Annotated in this window: 18 protein-coding genes and 3 tRNA genes; 9 read left to right on the forward strand and 12 right to left on the reverse strand. The window is 62.1% G+C overall.

Annotated features, from left to right (window positions below):
* Positions 1 to 293: 293 nt before the first annotated feature.
* From KUV72_RS17235 to dcd, 3 genes are all read left to right on the forward strand, one after another.
* Entirely contained in the window at positions 294 to 1859 is a 1566-nt protein-coding gene (locus KUV72_RS17235) for a hypothetical protein (RefSeq protein WP_222239209.1), read from the forward strand.
* 159 nt (positions 1860 to 2018) lie between these two features.
* Positions 2019 to 2822 carry an iron-sulfur cluster carrier protein ApbC gene (gene apbC, locus KUV72_RS17240; RefSeq protein ID WP_206944767.1) on the forward strand — a complete coding sequence of 268 codons (804 nt, stop codon included), beginning with the start codon at positions 2019 to 2021 and terminating at the stop codon, positions 2820 to 2822.
* 161 nt (positions 2823 to 2983) lie between these two features.
* Positions 2984 to 3550, forward strand: coding sequence for a dCTP deaminase (dcd, locus tag KUV72_RS17245; RefSeq protein ID WP_206944619.1), 567 nt, complete (start codon positions 2984 to 2986; stop codon positions 3548 to 3550).
* A 148-nt stretch (positions 3551 to 3698) separates the two neighbouring features.
* Here dcd and purN read toward each other — a convergent pair whose 3' ends face one another.
* Together purN and purM are read right to left on the reverse strand one after the other, a co-directional pair.
* On the reverse strand, positions 3699 to 4430 hold the full coding sequence (gene purN / locus KUV72_RS17250; protein WP_222239210.1) for a phosphoribosylglycinamide formyltransferase: 732 nt from the start codon (positions 4428 to 4430) through the stop codon (positions 3699 to 3701).
* The gene (gene purM / locus KUV72_RS17255) at positions 4427 to 5497 is read right to left on the reverse strand and encodes a phosphoribosylformylglycinamidine cyclo-ligase (protein WP_222163344.1); all 1071 of its coding nucleotides are present in this window, start codon (positions 5495 to 5497) and stop codon (positions 4427 to 4429) included. Before purM ends, purN begins: the two co-directional genes overlap by 4 nt.
* 172 nt (positions 5498 to 5669) lie before the next feature.
* Between purM and KUV72_RS17260 the strand changes: the two genes are divergently transcribed.
* Together KUV72_RS17260 and hda are read left to right on the forward strand one after the other, a co-directional pair.
* Complete coding sequence (locus tag KUV72_RS17260) at positions 5670 to 6776, forward strand: AI-2E family transporter (RefSeq protein WP_206944613.1); 1107 nt, start codon at positions 5670 to 5672, stop codon at positions 6774 to 6776.
* On the forward strand, positions 6773 to 7474 hold the full coding sequence (gene hda / locus KUV72_RS17265) for a DnaA regulatory inactivator Hda (RefSeq protein ID WP_222239211.1): 702 nt from the start codon (positions 6773 to 6775) through the stop codon (positions 7472 to 7474). Before KUV72_RS17260 ends, hda begins: the two co-directional genes overlap by 4 nt.
* A 28-nt stretch (positions 7475 to 7502) precedes the next feature.
* Here hda and KUV72_RS17270 read toward each other — a convergent pair whose 3' ends face one another.
* Complete coding sequence (locus KUV72_RS17270; RefSeq protein ID WP_224852073.1) at positions 7503 to 8099, reverse strand: carboxypeptidase-like regulatory domain-containing protein; 597 nt, start codon at positions 8097 to 8099, stop codon at positions 7503 to 7505.
* Between the two features lie 125 nt (positions 8100 to 8224).
* On the reverse strand, positions 8225 to 8608 hold the full coding sequence (locus KUV72_RS17275) for a phasin family protein (RefSeq protein ID WP_206944765.1): 384 nt from the start codon (positions 8606 to 8608) through the stop codon (positions 8225 to 8227).
* 346 nt (positions 8609 to 8954) lie between these two features.
* Here KUV72_RS17275 and KUV72_RS17280 point away from each other — a divergent pair, with 346 nt between their 5' ends.
* On the forward strand, positions 8955 to 10334 hold the full coding sequence (locus KUV72_RS17280; RefSeq protein ID WP_222239212.1) for a class II fumarate hydratase: 1380 nt from the start codon (positions 8955 to 8957) through the stop codon (positions 10332 to 10334).
* 208 nt (positions 10335 to 10542) lie between these two features.
* On the opposite strand, the gene KUV72_RS17285 is transcribed toward KUV72_RS17280, so the two are convergent.
* The 4 genes from KUV72_RS17285 to KUV72_RS17300 form a co-directional block, all read right to left on the reverse strand.
* Entirely contained in the window at positions 10543 to 11619 is a 1077-nt protein-coding gene (locus tag KUV72_RS17285; RefSeq protein WP_222239213.1) for an endonuclease/exonuclease/phosphatase family protein, read from the reverse strand.
* Between the two features lie 255 nt (positions 11620 to 11874).
* On the reverse strand, positions 11875 to 13503 hold the full coding sequence (locus KUV72_RS17290) for a glycerol-3-phosphate dehydrogenase/oxidase (protein ID WP_222239214.1): 1629 nt from the start codon (positions 13501 to 13503) through the stop codon (positions 11875 to 11877).
* A 21-nt stretch (positions 13504 to 13524) separates the two neighbouring features.
* Complete coding sequence (gene glpK / locus KUV72_RS17295) at positions 13525 to 15027, reverse strand: glycerol kinase GlpK (protein WP_222163340.1); 1503 nt, start codon at positions 15025 to 15027, stop codon at positions 13525 to 13527.
* 187 nt (positions 15028 to 15214) lie between these two features.
* Complete coding sequence (locus tag KUV72_RS17300) at positions 15215 to 15973, reverse strand: DeoR/GlpR family transcriptional regulator (RefSeq protein WP_222163339.1); 759 nt, start codon at positions 15971 to 15973, stop codon at positions 15215 to 15217.
* 286 nt (positions 15974 to 16259) lie between these two features.
* Here KUV72_RS17300 and KUV72_RS17305 point away from each other — a divergent pair.
* From KUV72_RS17305 to KUV72_RS17315, 3 genes are all read left to right on the forward strand, one after another.
* Positions 16260 to 16336 (forward strand) — tRNA-Val (locus KUV72_RS17305).
* Between the two features lie 90 nt (positions 16337 to 16426).
* A tRNA-Val gene (locus tag KUV72_RS17310) sits at positions 16427 to 16503 on the forward strand.
* A gap of 29 nt (positions 16504 to 16532) precedes the next feature.
* Positions 16533 to 16609: transfer RNA gene (locus tag KUV72_RS17315), tRNA-Val, on the forward strand.
* Positions 16610 to 16862: 253 nt separating this feature from the next.
* Here KUV72_RS17315 and KUV72_RS17320 read toward each other — a convergent pair.
* The 4 genes from KUV72_RS17320 to KUV72_RS17335 all read right to left on the reverse strand — a co-directional run bounded on the left by KUV72_RS17320 (position 16863) and on the right by KUV72_RS17335 (position 19982).
* On the reverse strand, positions 16863 to 17330 hold the full coding sequence (locus tag KUV72_RS17320) for a GAF domain-containing protein (RefSeq protein WP_222163338.1): 468 nt from the start codon (positions 17328 to 17330) through the stop codon (positions 16863 to 16865).
* Between the two features lie 83 nt (positions 17331 to 17413).
* Positions 17414 to 18208 (reverse strand): MetQ/NlpA family ABC transporter substrate-binding protein, encoded by a 795-nt coding sequence (locus tag KUV72_RS17325; RefSeq protein ID WP_206944598.1) that lies wholly within the window; start codon positions 18206 to 18208, stop codon positions 17414 to 17416.
* Positions 18209 to 18304: 96 nt separating this feature from the next.
* Complete coding sequence (locus KUV72_RS17330) at positions 18305 to 18958, reverse strand: methionine ABC transporter permease (RefSeq protein WP_206944596.1); 654 nt, start codon at positions 18956 to 18958, stop codon at positions 18305 to 18307.
* Complete coding sequence (locus KUV72_RS17335; protein ID WP_222163336.1) at positions 18939 to 19982, reverse strand: methionine ABC transporter ATP-binding protein; 1044 nt, start codon at positions 19980 to 19982, stop codon at positions 18939 to 18941. Before KUV72_RS17335 ends, KUV72_RS17330 begins: the two co-directional genes overlap by 20 nt.
* Between the last annotated feature and the right edge of the window lie 3 nt (positions 19983 to 19985).

Below are 19985 nucleotides of genomic sequence, written 5' to 3' on the forward strand. Positions count from 1 at the left end.
TAGTGTTTGATAATGCTTGCTAAGGCCTACTTTCGCCAATGGCTGCCCCTGACGTTGTGGCCCACTGGCAGTATGCTGTGACTAGCTGGACCAGCGTCCCGGCGGGCATCGCGAAGGGCCCGGTGAAGAACATGGCGAAGGGCCTGTTGAAGAATATGGCGAAGGGCATTGCGAAGGACAGCGCGACGCAAGAGTAACGGCACAAGAATGGATCGCTGCCACGGCGCAGGCGTGTGGCGTGGCGCGATAAGAGATAACGGACGCGAATCATTGCACCCCCAGGGAGACCCCGAATGGAAGAGATCAACCCCGACAAGGACAATAATACCGAGCAACATGGCCGTGGTAGCGAGACTCAGCCTGCACCCGCCTCTTCAGGTGGCTCTGGCTTGTTCTCGGATCATCGGGTGAAGGGCATTGCAGCGGTAGCGGGTGTGAGCTTGATCTGGGCCATCGGTGCCCAGTTGAGTGCCAGCTCCAATAATGAGGCTCGCACCGCGCTCTCCAAGGAGCTAGAAGCGAGCGAGTCTCGCGTTCAGACCCTGCGCGAGCAGGTAGCAGGCTTGGAAGAGAGCCAAGAGACCCTGTCCGCTCAGCGTGACGAGCTGGAAAGCCAGGTGGCGCAGTGGCAGGAAGCGGAGACCTCGCTTGAGGAGTTGCGCGGACAGCTGGCGACGCTGAAGGAAGAGGAGCAGGCCGCTCGCTCTGCTCGCGCCAGCGCCGAGGAACAGGCCGCCCAGGTGGAAGCGGACCTCAAGGAATTGGAAGCCACCCAAGCCGCATTGGAATCTGACCTGGTGGCCGCTCGCAACCGGCTGGAAGAAGCCCAGAGCGAGCAGCAGTCACTGATCGAACAGCGAGATACCCTCAGGGCCGAGTCAGAGTCGCTGACCAGTGATATCGATGACGCCGAAAAACGGCTTGCCGACCTGAGCAGCAGCATCGAGGAAAAACAGACGTCTGTAGGCGATCTCGAGCAGCAGGTGGCACGGCTGGAGACCGAGCAGCAGGAGGCTCAGCAGCAAGCCGAGCAGGCTCATTCCCGCCTCGAACAGATTCTTGCCGAGAACGCCGAAGCGCGCGAGCAGTCCGAGGCCCGCGTACGTCAGGCCGAGGCCCGCGCCGAAGAGGCGGTGGCCCGTCGCGACGAACTGTTTGCCAAGGTCAAGGAGCTCGAAGCGCGAGCCGAAGAGCGCCGCCAGCGCTTGGCGCGCCTCAATGGACAGCTGGATACCTGGCGCATCGAGCTGGAAAACCTGGATCGTGCTACCGCTGAGGCGGCCGGTCACTCCAGCTCCTCCGCGCAGAACGGAGGCAGCACTGGGTCGGTCGAGGTCATCCGCAGCGGCCAGGGGGATGGCCAGCGCCCGACTTCCGTCGCTGACGGTGCCTCGGTCAATGGCGACGACAGCGCCTCATCCACCGGCTCGTCTGCCGATCCGGCCAGCCAGAGCGACACCGGGCCGTCCGGTGAGAGCGCGGCAGCCGCCAGCGAGCAAGGCTCTAATGAAAGCGCGGCGGACGACGAGGATGTGGCGTCGGCTGAAGCCACGGGCAAGCCCTCCAGCGACGAGGAGCAGTCCTCGCAGCAGAGCGCTGGTGCCGGTGCTGGTGAAGAAGGCACGGCCTCGGGTGCTGAGGAGAGCACGGCATCGGGTGCAGAAGACAGCACCGCCGCGAGCGAGCAGACCTCCGAAACGGATGAAGCGCCCACCAACGGGTGGACGGATGAAGTCGCGGCAGGCGCCGCCGGTGCAGTGGAAACTGTAAAGGATGTCGCCCGCCAGGCCGCCGAGAAGGTGCGTGACGCCGCTTCCGCGGTAACAGGAGATGACGCCGCCGAGGATAGCCGACAGTAACAACGATGGAATGCAGTACCCGCAACGAGCGAGCCCACGGGCTCGCTCGTTGCGTAGTGGACGCCATTCATGCGTGATCCGGCTTAACCTCGCCCGTCGCTGCCTCTATACTGGCCCGGCGGGCTATCCGCACCCATCTGGTAACAGGAGCGAGACGTGATCGAAGGGGTCAAGCATATCGTCGCCGTGGCATCCGGCAAGGGTGGCGTCGGCAAGTCGACAGTGACCGTCAATCTGGCGCTGGCCATGGCCGCCGAGGGCTATCGTGTCGGCGTTCTCGATGCCGACATCTATGGACCGAGCCAGGCCCAGATGCTGGGTGTCGGTGAGGGTGTGCGGCCACAGGCGAGTGGGGAAAACCAGTTCCTGCCCCTCGAAGCTCACGGGCTCCAGGCGATGTCCATGGCCTTTATGGTGGATGTGCGCGAGCCGATGGTCTGGCGCGGACCCATGGTGGCTGGCGCCTTTCAGCAGATGCTCAACCAGACCCGCTGGAACGAACTGGATTACCTGTTCATCGACATGCCCCCGGGCACCGGCGACATCCAGCTGACATTGGCTCAGAAAGTGCCCGTCGATGGCGCCGTGATCGTTACCACGCCCCAGGACATTGCCCTGCTCGACGCGCGTAAGGGCATCGAGATGTTCCGCAAGGTCAAGGTGCCGGTGCTAGGCGTTGTCGAGAACATGAGCCTGCATACCTGCAGCCAGTGTGGCCATAGCGAGCCGGTCTTTGGTGAAGGCGGTGGCGAACGGATCGCCGCAGAGTACGACACCCGAGTGTTGGGCCGGCTGCCACTTTCCCTGACGATTCGCGAGCAGGTGGACAGTGGGCGGCCGAGCGTGGTGGCAGAGCCTGAAGGCGAGGTCGCGACGTCCTTCCGTGAGATGGCTCGCCAGGTGGCAGAGCAGGTTGGCGCCCAGGGCGGTGATGATGGCCCGAGCATCAGCTTCAGCGACTAGAGCATCAGTCCCAGCGACACGAACGTAGCCTGGTGGCGCTGACCCGGGTCAAGCACCCACAGGGCAGGCGTTACTATTGCATCGTGACGTGGCATCGGGGGGCCGCTATCATGTGGCCCCACCGAACGCGTCCACTCTTTGAGCACCCAGCAGGAAGTCCCATGAGCATCAAGTCCGACAAATGGATCCGCCGCATGGCCGAAAACGAGGGCATGATCGAGCCCTTCGAGGCCGACCAAGTTCGCTACGTCAACGAACGGCGGGTCATCTCCTATGGGACCTCGAGCTACGGCTATGACGTTCGCTGCGCCGATGAATTCAAGGTGTTTACCAATATTCACTCGGCGGTGGTCGATCCCAAGGCCTTTGACGAAAAGAGCTTTGTCGACGTCAAGGGTGACGTCTGCGTGATTCCGCCGAACTCCTTCGCGCTGGCGCGCACCGTTGAGTACTTCCGCATCCCGCGCAGCGTGTTGACCATCTGCCTGGGCAAGTCGACCTACGCCCGCTGTGGCATTATCGTCAACGTGACCCCGCTGGAGCCCGAGTGGGAAGGCCACGTGACCCTGGAATTTTCCAACACCACCAACCTGCCGGCCAAGATCTACGCCAACGAAGGCGTGGCGCAGATGCTGTTCCTCGAGTCCGACGAGGTGTGTGCCACCTCCTACGCGGATCGTGGCGGCAAGTACATGGGACAGCGCGGCGTCACCCTGCCGCGTACCTGATGGCTGAAGAGCGCTGGCCCGTATCAGCGCTGGGTAGCGAAAAAAGCCCGCTGACCATGTCAGCGGGCTTTTTCGACTGCAGCTCGTGGCGCCAGACAGCGTGGGCGCTGACGGAGTTGGCGTCCGGCAAGCTTATGGCGTGGCGCTGTTACTCATCCTCGTCCAGCTCTTCGGCGGCATCCTCATGAGACAGGCGCATGCCCCCTGGCGGCAGAGGCTGGCCGTCGATGGTGGCAATGTCGCCCTCGAGGCGTAGCCGTCCCTCCAGGAACCAGCGTACCGCGATTGGGAAGATCAGGTGTTCACGGCTGAGCACACGCTCTTTCAGCCTGGCTTCATCATCATCGGCCTGCACCTTGACCGCCGCCTGGATAGCCACCGGTCCACCGTCCAGCTCTTCGGTCACGAAGTGCACGCTGCAGCCGTGCTCGGCAACGCCGTCGGCCAGCGCGCGGGCATGGGTGTGCAGTCCCTGATAGGCAGGCAGCAGGGAGGGATGGATATTGAGCATCCGGCCCAGGAAGCGCTGCACAAAGCGCGGCGTCAGGATCCGCATGAAGCCTGCCAGTACCACCAGGTCAGGCTCATGCCGCTCGATCACCTTGATCAGCGCACCATCAAAGGCATCGCGGCTTTCGTACTCGCGATGGGGCAGCGCGACGGCGTCGATGCCTGCGTCCCGAGCCCGCTTGAGACCATGGGCATCGGCAACATTGGAGACGACTGCGACGATCTCGCCGCCCAGCTCATCGTGGGTCTGCGCATCGATCAGTGCCTGAAGATTGCTGCCGCCGCCGGAAATCAGCACGACGACTCTGGGCAGGGAGGCCTGCTCGGGAGTGAAACCGTTCAGCTCTCCATCGTTGACGCCGTCACTCATGACCCGGACTGCTCCAGCTGTACCTGCTCCTCATCACCCTGGCGCTCGGCGATGACACCGATACGGTGCACGCCTTCACCCTGGGCCTGCAGATGGGCTCTGATCTGGTCGGCCTGTGCCTCAGGCACCACCAGAACCATGCCAATGCCGCAGTTCAACACGCGGTGCATTTCATGTTCGTCGACGTTGCCCTGCTGCTGCAGCCAGTCGAACACGGCGGGGCGCTGCCAGCGGCTGGTGTCGACATGGGCCGTCAGGTGCTCCGGCAGCACGCGGGGCAAGTTCTCGAGCAGGCCGCCGCCGGTAATATGCGACAGGGCATGGACCTGATAGTCGTCATGACGCAGCAGCTCCAGCAGCGGCTTGACGTAGATCCGGGTGGGGGCCATCAGGGCATCACCCAGCGGCTGACCGTCGATGTCGGTGTCGAGCTTGGCTCCAGACACTTCCAGAATCTTGCGGATCAGTGAGTAACCGTTGGAATGCGGGCCAGAGGAGGTCAAGCCAAGCAGGACATCACCCGCGCCGACCTTGGAGCCGTCAATGATCTCGTCCTTTTCCACGACGCCCACGCAGAAGCCGGCCAGGTCGTAGTCGCTGCCTTCATACATGCCAGGCATCTCGGCGGTTTCACCACCCACCAGGGCACAGCCCGCCTGCTCGCAGCCGGCGCCGATGCCCGTCACCACGTCGGCAGCAATGTCGACGTCAAGCTTGCCGGTGGCGTAATAGTCGAGAAACAGCAGGGGTTCTGCTCCCGCCACCACCAGGTCGTTGACACACATGGCGACCAGGTCAATGCCGATGGTGTCGTGGCGACCGAGGTCCATGGCCAGTCTCAGCTTGGTGCCGACGCCGTCGGTGCCGGACACAAGAACAGGCTCGCGGTAGCCGGTGGGCAGCTGGCACAGCGCGCCGAAGCCACCGAGACCGCCCATCACCTCGGGGCGAGTGGTGCGTTTGGCCACACCCTTGATGCGGTCAACCAGAGCGTTGCCAGCGTCGATATCTACGCCGGCATCCTTGTAGCTGAGCGAGGCTTTCTTGGAAGAGGAGGAGTCGGTCATGACAGATCCTGTGGAGTCGGTCGACCCGCGGGCGTGGTGCGCACCACCGGGCGAACGTGAGACAATGGGCACGTTGGGGGCGAGGATTGTAGCACTGTGCACCGTCCGTCGCAGCCATGATGCATGGCCGGCCCGTCATCACATGGAAACGTGGTCTCTTGGGGAACAGCGAATGAACAAGCAGTGGTGGATCGTCGTCGCCGTCGCAGCTGCCGTACTGTGGTTTTTTGTGAGTATCGAACCGGTGCTGGCGCCGTTCTTTGTCAGCATGGTGCTGGCCTATCTGGGGGACCCGATTGCCGATCGCCTTGAAGATCGCGGGTTGTCGCGGCAGTGGTCGGTGGCGGTCGTGTTTGTGCTGCTGACCCTGCTGGTGGGATTGACCCTGCTGCTGGTAGTGCCGCTGCTCGGGCGGCAGATTGGTCAGTTGGCCGAGGCTCTGCCGGCGATCCTGAACTGGGTTCAGAGCACGGTACTGCCTCAGCTCCAATCCTGGACCGGTCTCGACCTGAGCACCGACTTCGATCAGCTGCGCCAGGCGCTGCTGGCCAATTGGAAAGAAACCGGCACACTGGCCGCCAGTGTGCTGGCACAGGTGTCTCGCTCCGGCTTGGTGTTGGCCGGGTGGCTGGCCAACCTGGCCTTGATACCGGTGGTGACCTTCTACCTGCTGTTGGACTGGGACGTGCTGGTAGGCAAGGTGCGGCGCCTGCTTCCGCGACAGTGGGAGCCCACCGCCGTGCGCTTGGCCAAGGAGTGTGACGAGGTGCTGGCGGCGTTCCTGCGCGGGCAGTTGATCGTCATGCTGTGCCTGGGGGTGATCTACGCGGTAGGCCTGACCCTTCTGGGTGTGCGTTTTGGCCTGTTGATCGGCCTGCTGTCGGGGCTGGCCAGTATCGTTCCGTACCTGGGCGTCATCGTCGGCATCACGGTGGCTGGCGTGGTGGCATTTTTCCAGTTCGGCGACTGGTTGATTCTGTTGGGGGTGGCGCTGGTGTTCGGTTTCGGGCAGCTGGTAGAGAGTACGCTGCTGCAGCCAAAACTGTTGGGCGACAAGATCGGTCTACATCCTGTGGCGGTCATCTTCGCGGTGCTTGCCGGTGGCCAGCTGTTTGGCTTCACCGGGGTGCTGCTGGCCTTGCCGGTGGCCGCCATGGTGATGGTCGTGCTGCGCTACCTGCATGAAACCTACAAGAACTCGTCGTTGTACGATGCCCATCAGCAGGGACGTGACGGCGCTCGCCAGCCCGCAGCCAATGCCGACGAGGACGTGCGATGAGCCGGTCTCCTGCACAGCTGCCCCTGGGGCTTGGGCTGCGTGATGATGCCACCTTCGAGAACTATCACGCGGGGGGTAACAGCCCCGTGGTCGAATGCCTGCGTCAGCAGTTCGAGGACGATGGGGAGTCGTTTCTGTATCTGTGGGGCGGCGAGGGGGGCGGGCGCAGCCACTTGCTCCAGGCGGCGTGCCATGAGGCTTCGGGCCGGGATTTCAGGACGCTGTATCTGCCCCTGGAAGAACTCGGGCACTTTCCTCCATTGATGCTGGAGGATATCGAGCGGCTCGATCTGCTGGCCATCGACGATCTGGACAGAGTGGTCGGGCGCAAGCGCTGGGAAGAGGCGTTATTTCATGCCTTCAATCGCCTGCGTGACAGCGGCAAGCGGCTGGTGATTGCGGCGGACAGGCCCCCCCGGCAGCTTGATGTCCAGCTGCCGGATCTTGCGTCACGGCTAACCTGGGGCATGACCTTTCACCTGCGACCCTTGTCCGACGAGGACCGCATGAGCGCGCTGACATTGCGAGCCCGGGTGAGGGGCATGGAAATGCCCGGCGAAGTCGCGCGCTATATCCTGCACCGTGGTCCCCGCGAGCTTGGCGAGTTGTTTCGCTGTCTTGACGTACTGGATAGCGCCTCTTTGTCGGCGCAACGCAAGCTGACGATCCCTTTCGTCAAGCGCGCTCTGGATTGGTAGAGGCGGCAATCGGGTTGCCGCCGTCGACTTACCGACTCAACTGCAGTTCACTGTGCCCGCCGTTGCTTAGCGAGACTTCCTTGATCACGATCTGGCGCATGCCGGTGGCGGGGTCCACCACCGTCCCGGAGGCGTAGAAGTCGCCAGGGGGAAGGTCTCGCAGCTGAAAGTAGCCATTGCCGTCCGTTCGCGTGGTGTGGGTGTACTCCCGCGCCCGCGGATCTGCGCGTTCCACCGCACGGCCTGCCAGCGCCTGGGCCGCCGCTTCGGCGGAATACTTGGTGATGGGGGCGAGTGAGACGGTCTCGTTGGCACCGATCACCGGCCCGGCGTCGGTGTTGAGCGTGAGGCGACCCGACAGCACCGCACTGCCGCTCTTGGGAAGCTTGGCGTAGACGTCCTCAGGGAAAGGAATCTCACGCGGGACCCGGGCCTGGTCGGCGGTGGGCTGGTCATCCCTCGGGCCTGGCTGCTCCACTGTCACATCCGGCTCGCCGATATCGATCACGTCTGGGGCGCGAGTCGTGCCCGTCGTACTGATGCCCTGGCAGCCGGTCAGCAGGGCGGCCAGCAGCATGACGGCCCATAGTGGGGTTGCGCGTGACAGCAGGGGGAATGCCTTCATGGCGAGGTCTCCTTTTCATGTCATTAGGCCCTGTGCCCCATCAGCTTAACGCAAAGCGGCCCCCGATGGAGATCGGGGGCCGCTGATGAACGACTGGCGTCGTTCAGGCGAGTGCCGTTGCCGAATTACTTGGCGTTGGCGGTCGCCTTGGTAGCAGTGTCAGTGGCTGCCTTGACGTTGTCTTCGGCCAGCTTCTGGCTCTTGGAGACGAAGTCCTGCTGCAGGGCCACGACCTTCTCGGCGTCGCCTTTCATGCGCTCGGTCAGGTCCTTGGCGACCTTCTGCTGGCCTTCCATGTAGGAACGCAGGCCTTCTGCATCCTTGACGGAAGTGAAGGCGCGTGCCTGGGCCAGACCGGTCTCGGCGTAAGCCTTGGCAGCGTCCAGCTGAGCGCTGGCGAGCTTCTCGGCGAAGTCGACAGTCAGGTTGGCGTAGGCGCGAGCCGGACCGAAGAACAGAGTCTCGACTTGCTCGTTGTTGAACAGTGCTTTGGCGTCAAAAGTGCGCATCATCAGAACCTCCTGGGTTATCGAACTCACGCTAGGCCGGACCGTGGGAGTTGCCCTGTAGGTCGCTGCCTGGGTGTCTTCTGTTGCAGTGCACAATAGCAGAGCGTTTTGTGCATCGCAACATGTGTGTGGGCTGAGTCTGGCGATAGGTGCGGGAAAACGTGAAGTGGCACAGTGCATGCGTTTTAAGCCGATCGGACCGGGCATTTCACCGCTAGCGCATGGGCACAACGATGACAGGGCACAGTGACAGCGAGATGACGCTTGCAAGCAGGCCTTGGCGCCACCATGGTGAAGGATGGGGGAGAAGACCGTGACCCTTGCCACTATCGATCAGGAGTGATCCATGACGCAGACACGTATCGAACGCGACAGCATGGGGGAACTGGAGGTTCCCGCCGGTGCTCTCTACGGCGCCCAGACCCAGCGTGCGGTCAATAACTTTCCCGTATCCGGGCAGGCCATGCCCGTCGCCTTCATTCATGCCATTGCGCGGATCAAGCGATCCGCCGCCGTGGTCAATGTGGCCCTCGGCCTGCTGGATGATGCGCGAGGGCAGGCCATTATCGAGGCGGCCGATGAGATCATCGAGGGACGCCACGACGACCAATTCCCAATCGATGTGTTTCAGACCGGTTCTGGCACCTCCAGCAACATGAACGTCAATGAGGTCATCGCCCACCTGGCCAGTCGCGATGACCTTCAAGTGGGGCCCAACGATCACGTCAACATGGGCCAGTCGAGCAACGATGTCATCCCGACGGCGCTGCATCTATCGGCTGCCCTTGAGGTCACGGGCCGCTTGCGCCCGGCACTGGTGCACCTGCGTAACACGATTGATCGGCGTGCCAACGAGCTCGACGGTGTGGTCAAGACCGGGCGCACCCACTTGATGGACGCCATGCCGCTGCGACTGAGTCAGGAGCTGGGGGGCTGGTCCAGTCAGGTAGGCCAGGCCATCGAACGCCTCGACAGTGCCTTGATTCGGCTTTGTCGCCTTGCCCAGGGGGGGACCGCCGTGGGCACGGGCATCAACGCCCATCCCGAATTTGCGCAGCGCATGGCGGAAGAGCTGTCACGCCTGACCGGACTGACGCTGAGTCCCAACGACAGCTTCTTTGCCAGTCTGGGGTCACAGGATGCGGCCGTCGAGCTGTCGGGACAGCTCAAGGGGTTGGCCTGCGTGGTCATGAAGATCGCCAATGATCTGCGTTGGATGAATTCTGGACCGCTTGCTGGGCTTGGCGAGATCGAGCTTGAGGCCCTGCAGCCGGGCAGTTCGATCATGCCAGGCAAGGTCAATCCAGTGATTCCCGAGTCGGCGGCCCAGGCGGCAGCCCAGGTGATTGGGCTTGATGCTGCGGTGACCGTGGCCGGTCAGAGCGGCAATTTCCAGTTGAATGTGATGCTGCCGCTGGTCGCCAACAACCTGCTGACGGCCATTACCCTGATGACCCAAACCTCGGTACTGCTGGCGGACAAGGCGATTGCCAGCTTCAAGGTGCGCGAGGACAACCTGAGAGAGCCGCTGGCGCGCAATCCCATCCTGGTGACGGCATTGAATTCGGTGATCGGCTATAACGCCGCGGCGGCGATTGCCAAGAAGGCGTACCAGGCAGGGCGCCCGATCATTGACGTGGCCGAGGAAGAAACCGAGCTGGGACGTGAGGAGCTGCAGCGCCTGCTTGATCCGGTCGCCCTTACCCAAGGGGGCATTCCCGAATAGGGGGCACGAAGGCGCGGTGGACATGTCGCCCTTGAAGAAGCGCCTTGCCACGACGGCAAGGCGCTTCTCTTTCTACCTTTTCTATCTTTTCTGTTTTTTCTATCGCTATCGGGCTATCGCTACCGGTCTATCGCCCCGGGCTTTTTCGCCACACGTTTTACCGCCACTCTTGTTACCGCGACAGGGATATCGCCTGGACGGCGGGAGCTCAACTCGACTGATCGCGCTCCCTGGCCTCCTCGACGGTTTCACGGGCGTCGTGATGCTCTTCGCTGTCGGCGTCCGGGGTGTCGTGCTCGTCGGCTCTGGAAGGGCGGTAGCAGACGGTGGCAAGGATCGGGAAGTGGTCGGAGCCAAAGGCCCGCAGCCGCTCCATCTTGGCAAGGGTGAAGTGCTCGCTGACGAAGACATGGTCCAGCGGCCAGCGCAGGAACGGGTAGCCTGCATGGAAGGTCGAGAACATGCCGCGCCCGCGCCGCAGGTCCAGCATGCCGCTGACGCGGCAGAACAGGCGCGTGCTGCGTGACCAGGCAACGTCGTTGAGGTCGCCCGCCACCAGCGTCGGCACCGGGTTCTGGTGGATCTCTTCGGCGACCAGCGACAGCTCCGCGTCGCGCCACAGCGATTCCTCGCTTTCGCTCGGTGCCGGTGGCCTGGGGTGAAGGGCGCGGAAGCGGATGCGATCTCCGCTTTCGAGTTCCACCTCACAGTGGATCGAGGGGATGTCATCCTGGATCAGCCACTTGACCTGGGGGTCGATCAGCGGGCGGCGAGAATACAGGTGCATGCCGTAGAGGTTGTCCAGCGGGACCCGCACGACATGGGGGTAGCCGTCTGCCAGGCCGGTATCGAGCTTGTCGCCCCACCATTGGTCGGATTCCAGGGTCAGCACCATGTCCGGGGCACGCTCGGCAATGATCTTGAGCAGGTCGTCACTGCGCCGGTTCGGCGTCAGTACATTGGCGATCAACAGCGTCAGGCAACGCTCTGGGGCGTCGCCCTTGGCGGCCATGACCTGCACCGGCCACAGCGGTGTCCAGGGCAGTACATAGAAAGCCTGGATCGCAAAGACGACCAGACCGGCTGTGGCAATCCAGAGGGTCAGGGAGTCGCTCGCCAGCGGGCTCGCCAAAGCACAGAACAGCCCGATGAGTCCGATCTGGACACGGGGAAACTCACAGGCCCTGAGCCACCACCAGTGGGATGGAATCCTGGCGATCAGGGTGGCGCCGGCGACGATGGTCACCACCGCGATCAGAAGGGCATCGATGACAAGGGAGAGCATGCAGGGGTCCTTTTCGGTCCGGCGCACTGGGGAAAAACTGCGTAAATTACTGCGCTCGACATCTCGGCGGCTGGCGGTACTCAAGATCCTCATTTAACCGCATGTAAACTCCGGTCTTTCCGTCCCGGCAGTCGCCGACCTGACATCGCTCGCTACATTTACTCAGCACTTCCCTGGCTCGGCGCAACAGTGATGATGACGAGCCTAACGGCCTTCGACCTTTAACGATAGGGTCAAGGAGCGCCTTTGAAGCGCTCAGGCCCGTTCGCGCGATGTCGATGTGGCACTCGAGAAGTATTCCTCGAGGCGTTCATGGGCGTCGTCGCCGAAAAGAATGCGCGCGGCCTCTTCAAGGCCGGGGGCGTCGCGCAGGCTTTCGTGGTCCACCACTAGCGCAATCTTCGAGCGACGGCGCAGGAAATCGTCCATCCGGGTGATCATCTCCTTGCTGGCGGCATGTTCCAGCTCGCAGCGAAGGTACTCGGTGCCCGCTATCAGCAGTTCCCCTTGTCGGCGATCTCTGCGGATCTGATCAAGCATGCCAAAGGCGCTCAGGCCGTAGCGGCGCCACAGTCGCGTGCTCAGTGCCTCGCTGGATGAGGCCGGCGTCATCGTGTCCAGTTCGAGCAGGCGTGCCTGGTGCATGAACTCCCGTCGATCATCCGCGTGGGGTTCTCCATACCAGCGTGCATCCGGGTCAGGGATGCTGACGCCCAGGGCGGCGACTTCCGCGACGATTTCTTCGCCGACGTTCACACAGTCGGTGAGTTTTCCGCCAAAGATACTGATATGACGATCCTCGCCTGAGGTGTCGATGGCGTGCTTGCGTGACATTTGCAGAAAATCCCGTTGGCCGTCGGCACTGGCCTTGACCGCCAGCGGACGCACGCCACAACGGCTGGCAATGACGTCGCTGCGCGTCAGTGGACGCTCCAGCGTCAGACGCTTGTTGATGTTGTCGAGAACGAAGCTGACGTCCTGGTCGGTGACGGCGACTTCCGGGCGTTGCTCTCGAGTATCGGTGGTACCAATGCAGGTACGGGGGCCCATGGGAATAGCGAAGAACAGCCGGCCATCGTCGGCGAAGAAGGCCAGCACTCGATGGTGATCGGTCAGCCGCGGCACGATCAGGTGGATGCCCTTTGAGTAGGCGTGGTGGTGCTCGGTGACCTGGCCACTGCGTTGGTTGTGGTCATCCACCCAGGGGCCCGAGGCGTTGATCAACACGCTGGCATTGATGCGCAGTGAGGTCTGCGCCTGATGGTCCCAGCCATCGACCACCCAGTGCCCGCCCTGGCGGCTGGCACCCCTGGACTCGACATAATTGGCAGCGGCAGCACCATAGTCCAGGGCGGTGCGCACGAAGTTGAAGACAAAGCGGGCGTCATTGTCGTGTAGATAGGCGTCAGAGTACTCGAATCCACCCACGGCATTGCCGGTATCGACGATCGGCTCCCTGGCCTTGATGCCTTTGGGGTTGAGATAGCGCGGAAGCCGGGTGAAGGCATTGCCCATCAGCCAGTACAGCCAGGTGCCGAGCCATAGTGTGCGTGGGTGATGCCGGAAGCCCTTGTCGACGGTGGTCAGAAAGCGAATCTCCTGCACTGTCGAGGGAAAGCTGCGAATCAGATGGTTGCGGCTCTTGCAGAGTTTTCTGACCAGGGCAAAGTCATAGCTTTCCATGTACTTGATGCCGCCCCAGACCAGATTGGAGGAATGCTGGCTGGTTTCGCCGGAGAAGTCGCCCCGGTCGATCAGGGCGACCTTGACGCCCTTGCCCGCCAGGGCGGCCGCGCTGGCGGCACCATTGATGCCGCCCCCGACGATCATTACATCGAAGTGCTCGGTCTTGAGCCGTTGCACATGGGTATCACGCAGCTGCATGAGTCCGCCTCCCTGGAGGTGTCAGGTGTCGTCGCGCTCCCAGTTCATCGTCCGCCGCACGGCCTTCTTCCAACCCTTGTAGCGCCGCTCGCGTTCCTCTTCGGCCATCGCCGGGCAGAAGGTGCGTTCGATATCGCCACTGTGGGCAAGCTGCTCCAGGCTCCAGTGCCCGACCGCAATGCCGGCCAGATAAGCGGCGCCGAGCGCCGTGCTCTCGATGACCTGGGGACGCTCCACGTTGACGGCGAGCATGTCCGCCTGGAACTGCATCATGACGTTATTGGCCACCGCGCCTCCGTCGACCCTGAGTGCCTTCAGGGTGATGCCCGAGTCGGCCTGCATGGCATCGATGATGTCGCGGGTCTGGTAGGCCAGCGCATCGAGGGTGGCGCGAGTGATATGTTCCTTGCTCGAGCCTCTGGTCAGGCCGAAGATGGCGCCTCGGGCGTACATGTCCCAGTAGGGGGCGCCGAGACCCGCGAAGGCCGGTACCACATAGACGCCGTCGGCATCCTCGACCTTGCTGGCGTAGTATTCGGAGTCTTCGGCCGCGTCGATCATCTTGAGTTCATCCCGCAGCCACTGAATGGCGGCGCCGGCGATGAAAATCGAGCCCTCCAGGGCATAGGTGACCTTGCCGTCCAGGCTCCAGGCCACAGTGGTCAGCAGGCCTGACGGCGACGGTACGGGGGTATCGCCGGTATTCATCAGCAAAAAGCAGCCGGTGCCGTAGGTATTCTTGACCATGCCTTTTTCGAAGCAGGCCTGGCCGAACAGCGCCGCTTGCTGATCCCCGGCAATACCGGCGATGGGGATCTGCGCCCCGCCGAACATTTCCTTGGCGGTGGTGCCATAGACCTCGCTGGATGACCTGACCTGCGGCAGCATGGCCAGCGGAATATCGAGAGCCTCCAGCAGGCGAGCATCCCATTCCAGGGAGTGAATATTGAACAGCATGGTGCGTGATGCGTTGGAGACATCGGTGACATGCTGTTCGCCACGGGTGAGATTCCACAAAAGCCAGCTGTCCATGGTACCGAACAGGAGGTCGCCGGCTTCTGCTCGCTGCTGGGCACCGTCGACCTGATCGAGTATCCAGCGGATCTTGGTGCCGGAGAAGTAGGCGTCCACCACCAGCCCGGTGGTGTCACGAATATGTTGTTCAAGCCCCTTGTCCTTGAGCGCATCGCACAAGGGAGCGGTGCGCCGGTCCTGCCACACAATGGCGTTATGGATCGGCTTGCCGGTGTGTCGGTCCCAGACCAGGGTAGTCTCACGCTGGTTGGTGATGCCGATAGCCGCGACCTGACTGGGTTTGACCCCTTGGGTTTCCAGCACCTCCCGGGCCACCCCCATCTGGCAGCCCCAGATTTCCATCGCGTCGTGCTCAACACGGCCCGCCTGTGGGTAGTGTTGGGTGAACTCTTTCTGGGCGATGCCAACGATACGGGTCGCCTGGTCGAACAGGATCGCGCGACAGCTGGTGGTCCCTTGGTCGAAGGCAAGAATGTAGGGGCGTTGCATGGGCAAGGTTTCCTGAAACGCGAATGACGACTTCAGCGTGGTGGATGAACGTACGCTTGGCCAGAGGCGGTAACGGTTCAGAGGGTTTCGGATTCGAAAATAAGCATAGACAGATGTTGGCTAACGAACAAATGCATGCGCGAAAAACGACCATGGAGGCTCGCCTCAGGCCGCGGAGACAGGCGAGTCACGCGATGTGCAGGGCCACGTCATGTGTCCTGAGAAGGCGGGCAATGGGCTCTGGTGGCTGACGGTCGGTGAACAACGCATCGAGTTGTGCGACGTTGCCTTGCCGCACCACGGGGTTGCGGCGGAATTTCGAGTGGTCAGCGGCAAGAAATACCTGTCGTGAATTCTGGATGATGGCCTGGGCGACGCGCACTTCCTGATAGTCGAACTCCAGCAGTGAGCCATCCTCGTCTATCCCGCTGATACCGATGAGGCCGATGTCGACCTTGAACTGATGGATGAAGTCGATGGTGGCTTCGCCGATGATTCCACCATCCCGCGGGCGAACCTGGCCGCCAGCCACGATCACCTTGAAATCTTCCTTGGGGTGGAGGATGGACGCCACGTTCAGGTTGTTGGTGATGACTTCCAGTCCCTGATGCTCCAGCAGCGCTTCAGCGATCAGTTCGTTGCTGGTTCCGATGTTGATGAACAGCGAGGCGTGATGAGGTACCTGGCGGGCGACGCTGGCGGCGATCCGTCGCTTGGCATCCAGGTTAAGCGTCTTGCGGGTGGCGTAGGCGGTGTTGACGGTGCTGGATTCCAGGCCGGCGCCACCATGAACACGCCTGATGCGTCCCGTTTCGGCCAGTGCATTGAGATCGCGCCGGATCGTCTGCGGTGTCACGCCAAAGTGGTCGGTCAACTGCTCGATGCTGGCGTACCCCTGGCGGCTGACCAGGTCGATGATGGCATCCTGACGCTGTTGCTGATTCATCTCAGGCGTTCCCTAAGCGATATCTGGTGATCGTAAACGAACTCGGCAGTGGTTGGCGATGGTCTTCACCCGGTGCTCGTGGTTCATGTTGGGGGAGGGCAAAGCGCATGGCCGAGCAGGCTCCATCAGAAAAAATCATTCGGTGAACTCAAGGGCTTGCATTATTCTGACGATCCCGTAGAATTCGCATCCGTTGTCAGGGATGAGGCCCTTCAAGGCGTCGCCCGGACAGGTCCAGTAAAGGAAGGTTGCTCAAGGGTAATTCGTTCCTCTGGATGGACAGTGTAGGACCATAGCTCAGTTGGTTAGAGCGCCACGTTGACATCGTGGAGGTCGGCGGTTCAAATCCGCCTGGTCCTACCATTTTGCATTTCTGCCACATTTCGTGCCGGTGCCTGTTGTAGTGGTACAGGTAGTAGTGGCACATGCAGTAATAGCAAGGCTGATCTTTGCAGGACCATAGCTCAGTTGGTTAGAGCGCCACGTTGACATCGTGGAGGTCGGCGGTTCAAATCCGCCTGGTCCTACCAGTCAGTAGCCGCAGTTAGCGTTATACAGCAGGACCATAGCTCAGTTGGTTAGAGCGCCACGTTGACATCGTGGAGGTCGGCGGTTCAAATCCGCCTGGTCCTACCAGATTCCAGAAAAAGGCCCCGAGCACTATTTGCTCGGGGCCTTTTTCGTTGGTGGATCATTGTGTCTTCAGCGCGCCGCTTCCTGTCAGTGGTCCCTCGTAAAGCCCCAGGATGCCCTCGCTGACGAGAGGCGTGGTGACGAGAGAGCAGGCGGAAGGGGTAGCGGCGGGCAGAGTAGGGCAGTACGCCCTGGAGGCGTCACTGCCCTTGAGGTGGCCGCGATGTGGTGAGACTTAGGCCTCAGAACTTAGAACTCAGAGCTCAGAACTCAGCCCGCTGGCCTGCCGAAAGACCTCTACCAGGCGCTCGATGCCTGCCTGGTCGTCGGCGCTGAAGCGCCCTTGCTGTGGGCTGTCCAGGTCGAGGACTCCCCACAGCTGGCCTGCGGCATCGAGAATCGGGACGACCAGCTCGGAGCGGGATGCGCTGTCGCAGGCAATGTGGTCCGCCACCGCATGCACGTCGTCGACGCGCTGGGTCTCAAGGCTTCGGGCCGCCGCACCGCATACCCCCTTGTTGAACGGAATGGGGTGGCAGGCTGGCTTGCCCTGGAAAGGGCCAAGCGACAGCACCTGTGGCGTCTTGTGAAGATAGAAGCCTGCCCAGTTCAGCGCTTCGACTTCCTGCATGATAAAGGCGCTGGTCTGAGCGGCGTTGGTCAGCCAATCATCGCTGTCGAGAAGGGCGCTGAGCTGACGCACCAGAAGGTCATAGGATGACATGAGGGTCTTGATTCCGTCCTGCAGAAGTGAAAAAGGCCGACCATGCTGATCAGCATTGGCCGGCCTCGAAGAGCCAGTATGGGTTACTTCCAGCCAGGCACCGCGGAGCCCTTGAACAGTTCCTCGGCCTTGGCAGCGACTTCGTCGCTCTGGTAGGCGTCGACCAGCTGCTGAATGGCTTCGCTGTCTTCGTCGCCGCTACGCACGGCAATGATGTTGACGTAGGGTGACTCGGGACCTTCCTTGACCAGCGCGTCCTCCAGGGTCAGGCCGGCGGGCTGAGCGAAGGTGTTATTGATGAAGGCCATGTCCACATCCGGCAGTACGCGGGGGAGCTGGGCCGCTTCGATTTCGCGGAAGTCGAAGTCGTGGGGATTTTCCACGATGTTCAGCGGTGTGGCCTCGAGGTTCTCCGGATCATCGAGGGTGATCAGGCCCTCGTTGTGCAGCAGGATCAGCGAGCGGCCTTCGTTCGACGGGTCGTTGGGCAGGGCGATGGTGGCGCCCTCCGGCAGTTCGTCGATGCTGGTGTACTTCTCGGAATAGGCGCCGATGGGGTACACGAAGGTGCGTCCGGCAATGGCGAAGTCATAGCCCCGATCATTGACCATGGCGTTCATGTACGGCTCATGCTGGTAGGCGTTCGCGTCCAGGCTGCCGTCGGCGAGTGCGGCATTGGGTGTCACGTAGTCGGTGAACTCAATGATCTCCACGTCCAGGCCATAACGCTCTTCTGCCAGCTCGGCGGCGACCTGCATGACGTCGGTCTCCGGGCCCGCTACGGTGCCTACCTTGATGCTGTGCTCGTCAGCGTTGGCCTGGCTGATGGCCAGTGACAGGGTAGAAAGGGCAAGGGCGCCCAGCAATGTCTTGCGCATGATCGGTGTCTCCCATAGGCGGTGATGACGTGTGCCGCGATGATAATGGAATAACAAGGGTTTTGCTAATTCGTTTTCGCTATATGTTGCTGAGGGTCATTTATGGTTGCTCTTGCGCACCAGATAGTCGCCCAGGCTTTGAAAGACTTGCACCATGACGACCAGAATAGCGACGGTGATCAGCATGATCGTTGGATTGAAGCGATTGTAGCCATAGCGGATGCCCAGGTCGCCTAATCCGCCGCCGCCAACGGCTCCGGCCATGGCGGAGTAACTGACCAGGGTGACGGCGGTGACCGTCAATGCGGTAAAGATGCCGCCACGTGCTTCTGGCAGAAGCACTTTTGAAATGATCTGCCAGGGCGTGGCGCCCATGGACTGCGCGGCTTCCACCAGGCCGGGAGAGATTTCGTTCAGTGCTCCCTCCACCAGACGTGCAATAAAGGGAATGGCCGCGATGGTCAGGGGGACGGCCGCGGCATTGGTGCCAATGGAGGAGCCGACCAGCATGCGAGTGAACGGAATGATGGCCACCATCAGGATGATAAAGGGGATCGAGCGCCCGATATTGGTCACGATGCCGAGCACCGACTGAAGGACCGGCTGTGCCAGGATCTGGCCAGGCCGAGTCACGTACAGCAGGACGCCCAGCGGGATGCCGACCAGGGCGGAGAGAATGCCCGAGACCGCCACCATGTACAGCGTGTCCAGAGTGGCTTCGAGAATCAGATTAAACATCGCGCTGGACATGGCCGAGCACCTCCACTGTCAGGTCATGGGCTTGCAGATAGTCGAGGGCGCGGCGAGTGTCGTCGGCACCTCCCATCAGTTCGGCGATCATCAGGCCGAGGGTGCGCTCCTGTATGGACTCGACCTTGGCCTGCAGAATGCTGACGTCTACTCCGCACTCCCGGGCCAGGCGCGAGATCAATGGCGTTGATACTGCATCGCCGGAGAAGGCCAGGCGTACCACCGGGTGAGTGTGCTCGCCCGCCTGGGGTTCGAGTCGGTCGATCAGCTCCCGTGGCGGCTCCAGCTCGAGAAAGTCATTGAGGAAGTGGCGGCCAAGGGCCGTGCGTGGCGAGGTGAAGAAGTCACCCACATCGGCCTCCTCGACCAGCTCGCCGCCGGAAATCAGGCCGACTCGGTGGCAGATGGTCTTGACCACCTCCATCTCATGGGTAATCAGCAGGATGGTCAGTCCGAGCTTCTGGTTGATGTCCTGAAGCAGTTCCAGAATGGAGGCGGTGGTCTGCGGATCCAGCGCTGAGGTGGCTTCATCGCACAGCAGCACTTGTGGCCGGCTGGCCAGGGCCCGGGCAATCGCGACGCGCTGCTTCTGGCCGCCGGACAGCTGGGCGGGATATTGCTTGGCCTTGTCCGCCAGGCCAACCAGCTCGAGCAGAGGCGTGACACGTTCCTTGATCTCCGCTCCCTTGACGCCCATCAGCTCAAGCGGCAGCGCCACGTTGTCGAACACGGTGCGCGACGTCAGCAGGTTGAAATGCTGGAAGATCATGCCGATGCGATGGCGGGCCTGGTTGAGGGCCGGCCCTGCGAGCCCGGTCAGCTCCTGGCCGTCGACTTCTACGGTGCCCGTGGTAGGGCGCTCCAGCAGGTTGACGCAACGAATCAGGGTGGACTTGCCAGCGCCCGACAGGCCGATGACGCCGTGAATCTGTCCGCGAGGCACATGCAGGTTGACGTTTTTCAGCGCCTGGACCGCGCGTGGTCCGGTGCCGAAGGTCTTTGAGAGGTTGGTCAGTCGTATCATGTC

This window comes from Halomonas sp. DP4Y7-1 (assembly GCF_019800705.1).
GTDB lineage: Bacteria > Pseudomonadota > Gammaproteobacteria > Pseudomonadales > Halomonadaceae > Halomonas > Halomonas litopenaei_A.

Excerpts from the sequence above, each read along its gene's own strand:
- KUV72_RS17335 (WP_222163336.1), bottom strand. The coding sequence starts at position 19,982 with ATGATACGACTGACCAACCTCTCAAAGACCTTCGGCACCGGACCACGC.
- purN (WP_222239210.1), bottom strand. The coding sequence starts at position 4,430 with ATGAGTGACGGCGTCAACGATGGAGAGCTGAACGGTTTCACTCCCGAG.
- dcd (WP_206944619.1), top strand. The coding sequence starts at position 2,984 with ATGAGCATCAAGTCCGACAAATGGATCCGCCGCATGGCCGAAAACGAG.
- KUV72_RS17235 (WP_222239209.1), top strand. The coding sequence starts at position 294 with ATGGAAGAGATCAACCCCGACAAGGACAATAATACCGAGCAACATGGC.
- KUV72_RS17285 (WP_222239213.1), bottom strand. The coding sequence starts at position 11,619 with ATGCTCTCCCTTGTCATCGATGCCCTTCTGATCGCGGTGGTGACCATC.
- KUV72_RS17330 (WP_206944596.1), bottom strand. The coding sequence starts at position 18,958 with ATGTCCAGCGCGATGTTTAATCTGATTCTCGAAGCCACTCTGGACACG.
- purM (WP_222163344.1), bottom strand. The coding sequence starts at position 5,497 with ATGACCGACTCCTCCTCTTCCAAGAAAGCCTCGCTCAGCTACAAGGAT.
- KUV72_RS17260 (WP_206944613.1), top strand. The coding sequence starts at position 5,670 with ATGAACAAGCAGTGGTGGATCGTCGTCGCCGTCGCAGCTGCCGTACTG.
- hda (WP_222239211.1), top strand. The coding sequence starts at position 6,773 with ATGAGCCGGTCTCCTGCACAGCTGCCCCTGGGGCTTGGGCTGCGTGAT.
- KUV72_RS17275 (WP_206944765.1), bottom strand. The coding sequence starts at position 8,608 with ATGCGCACTTTTGACGCCAAAGCACTGTTCAACAACGAGCAAGTCGAG.
- KUV72_RS17270 (WP_224852073.1), bottom strand. The coding sequence starts at position 8,099 with ATGAAGGCATTCCCCCTGCTGTCACGCGCAACCCCACTATGGGCCGTC.
- KUV72_RS17290 (WP_222239214.1), bottom strand. The coding sequence starts at position 13,503 with ATGCAGCTGCGTGATACCCATGTGCAACGGCTCAAGACCGAGCACTTC.
- KUV72_RS17300 (WP_222163339.1), bottom strand. The coding sequence starts at position 15,973 with ATGAATCAGCAACAGCGTCAGGATGCCATCATCGACCTGGTCAGCCGC.
- KUV72_RS17325 (WP_206944598.1), bottom strand. The coding sequence starts at position 18,208 with ATGCGCAAGACATTGCTGGGCGCCCTTGCCCTTTCTACCCTGTCACTG.
- glpK (WP_222163340.1), bottom strand. The coding sequence starts at position 15,027 with ATGCAACGCCCCTACATTCTTGCCTTCGACCAAGGGACCACCAGCTGT.
- KUV72_RS17320 (WP_222163338.1), bottom strand. The coding sequence starts at position 17,330 with ATGTCATCCTATGACCTTCTGGTGCGTCAGCTCAGCGCCCTTCTCGAC.
- KUV72_RS17280 (WP_222239212.1), top strand. The coding sequence starts at position 8,955 with ATGACGCAGACACGTATCGAACGCGACAGCATGGGGGAACTGGAGGTT.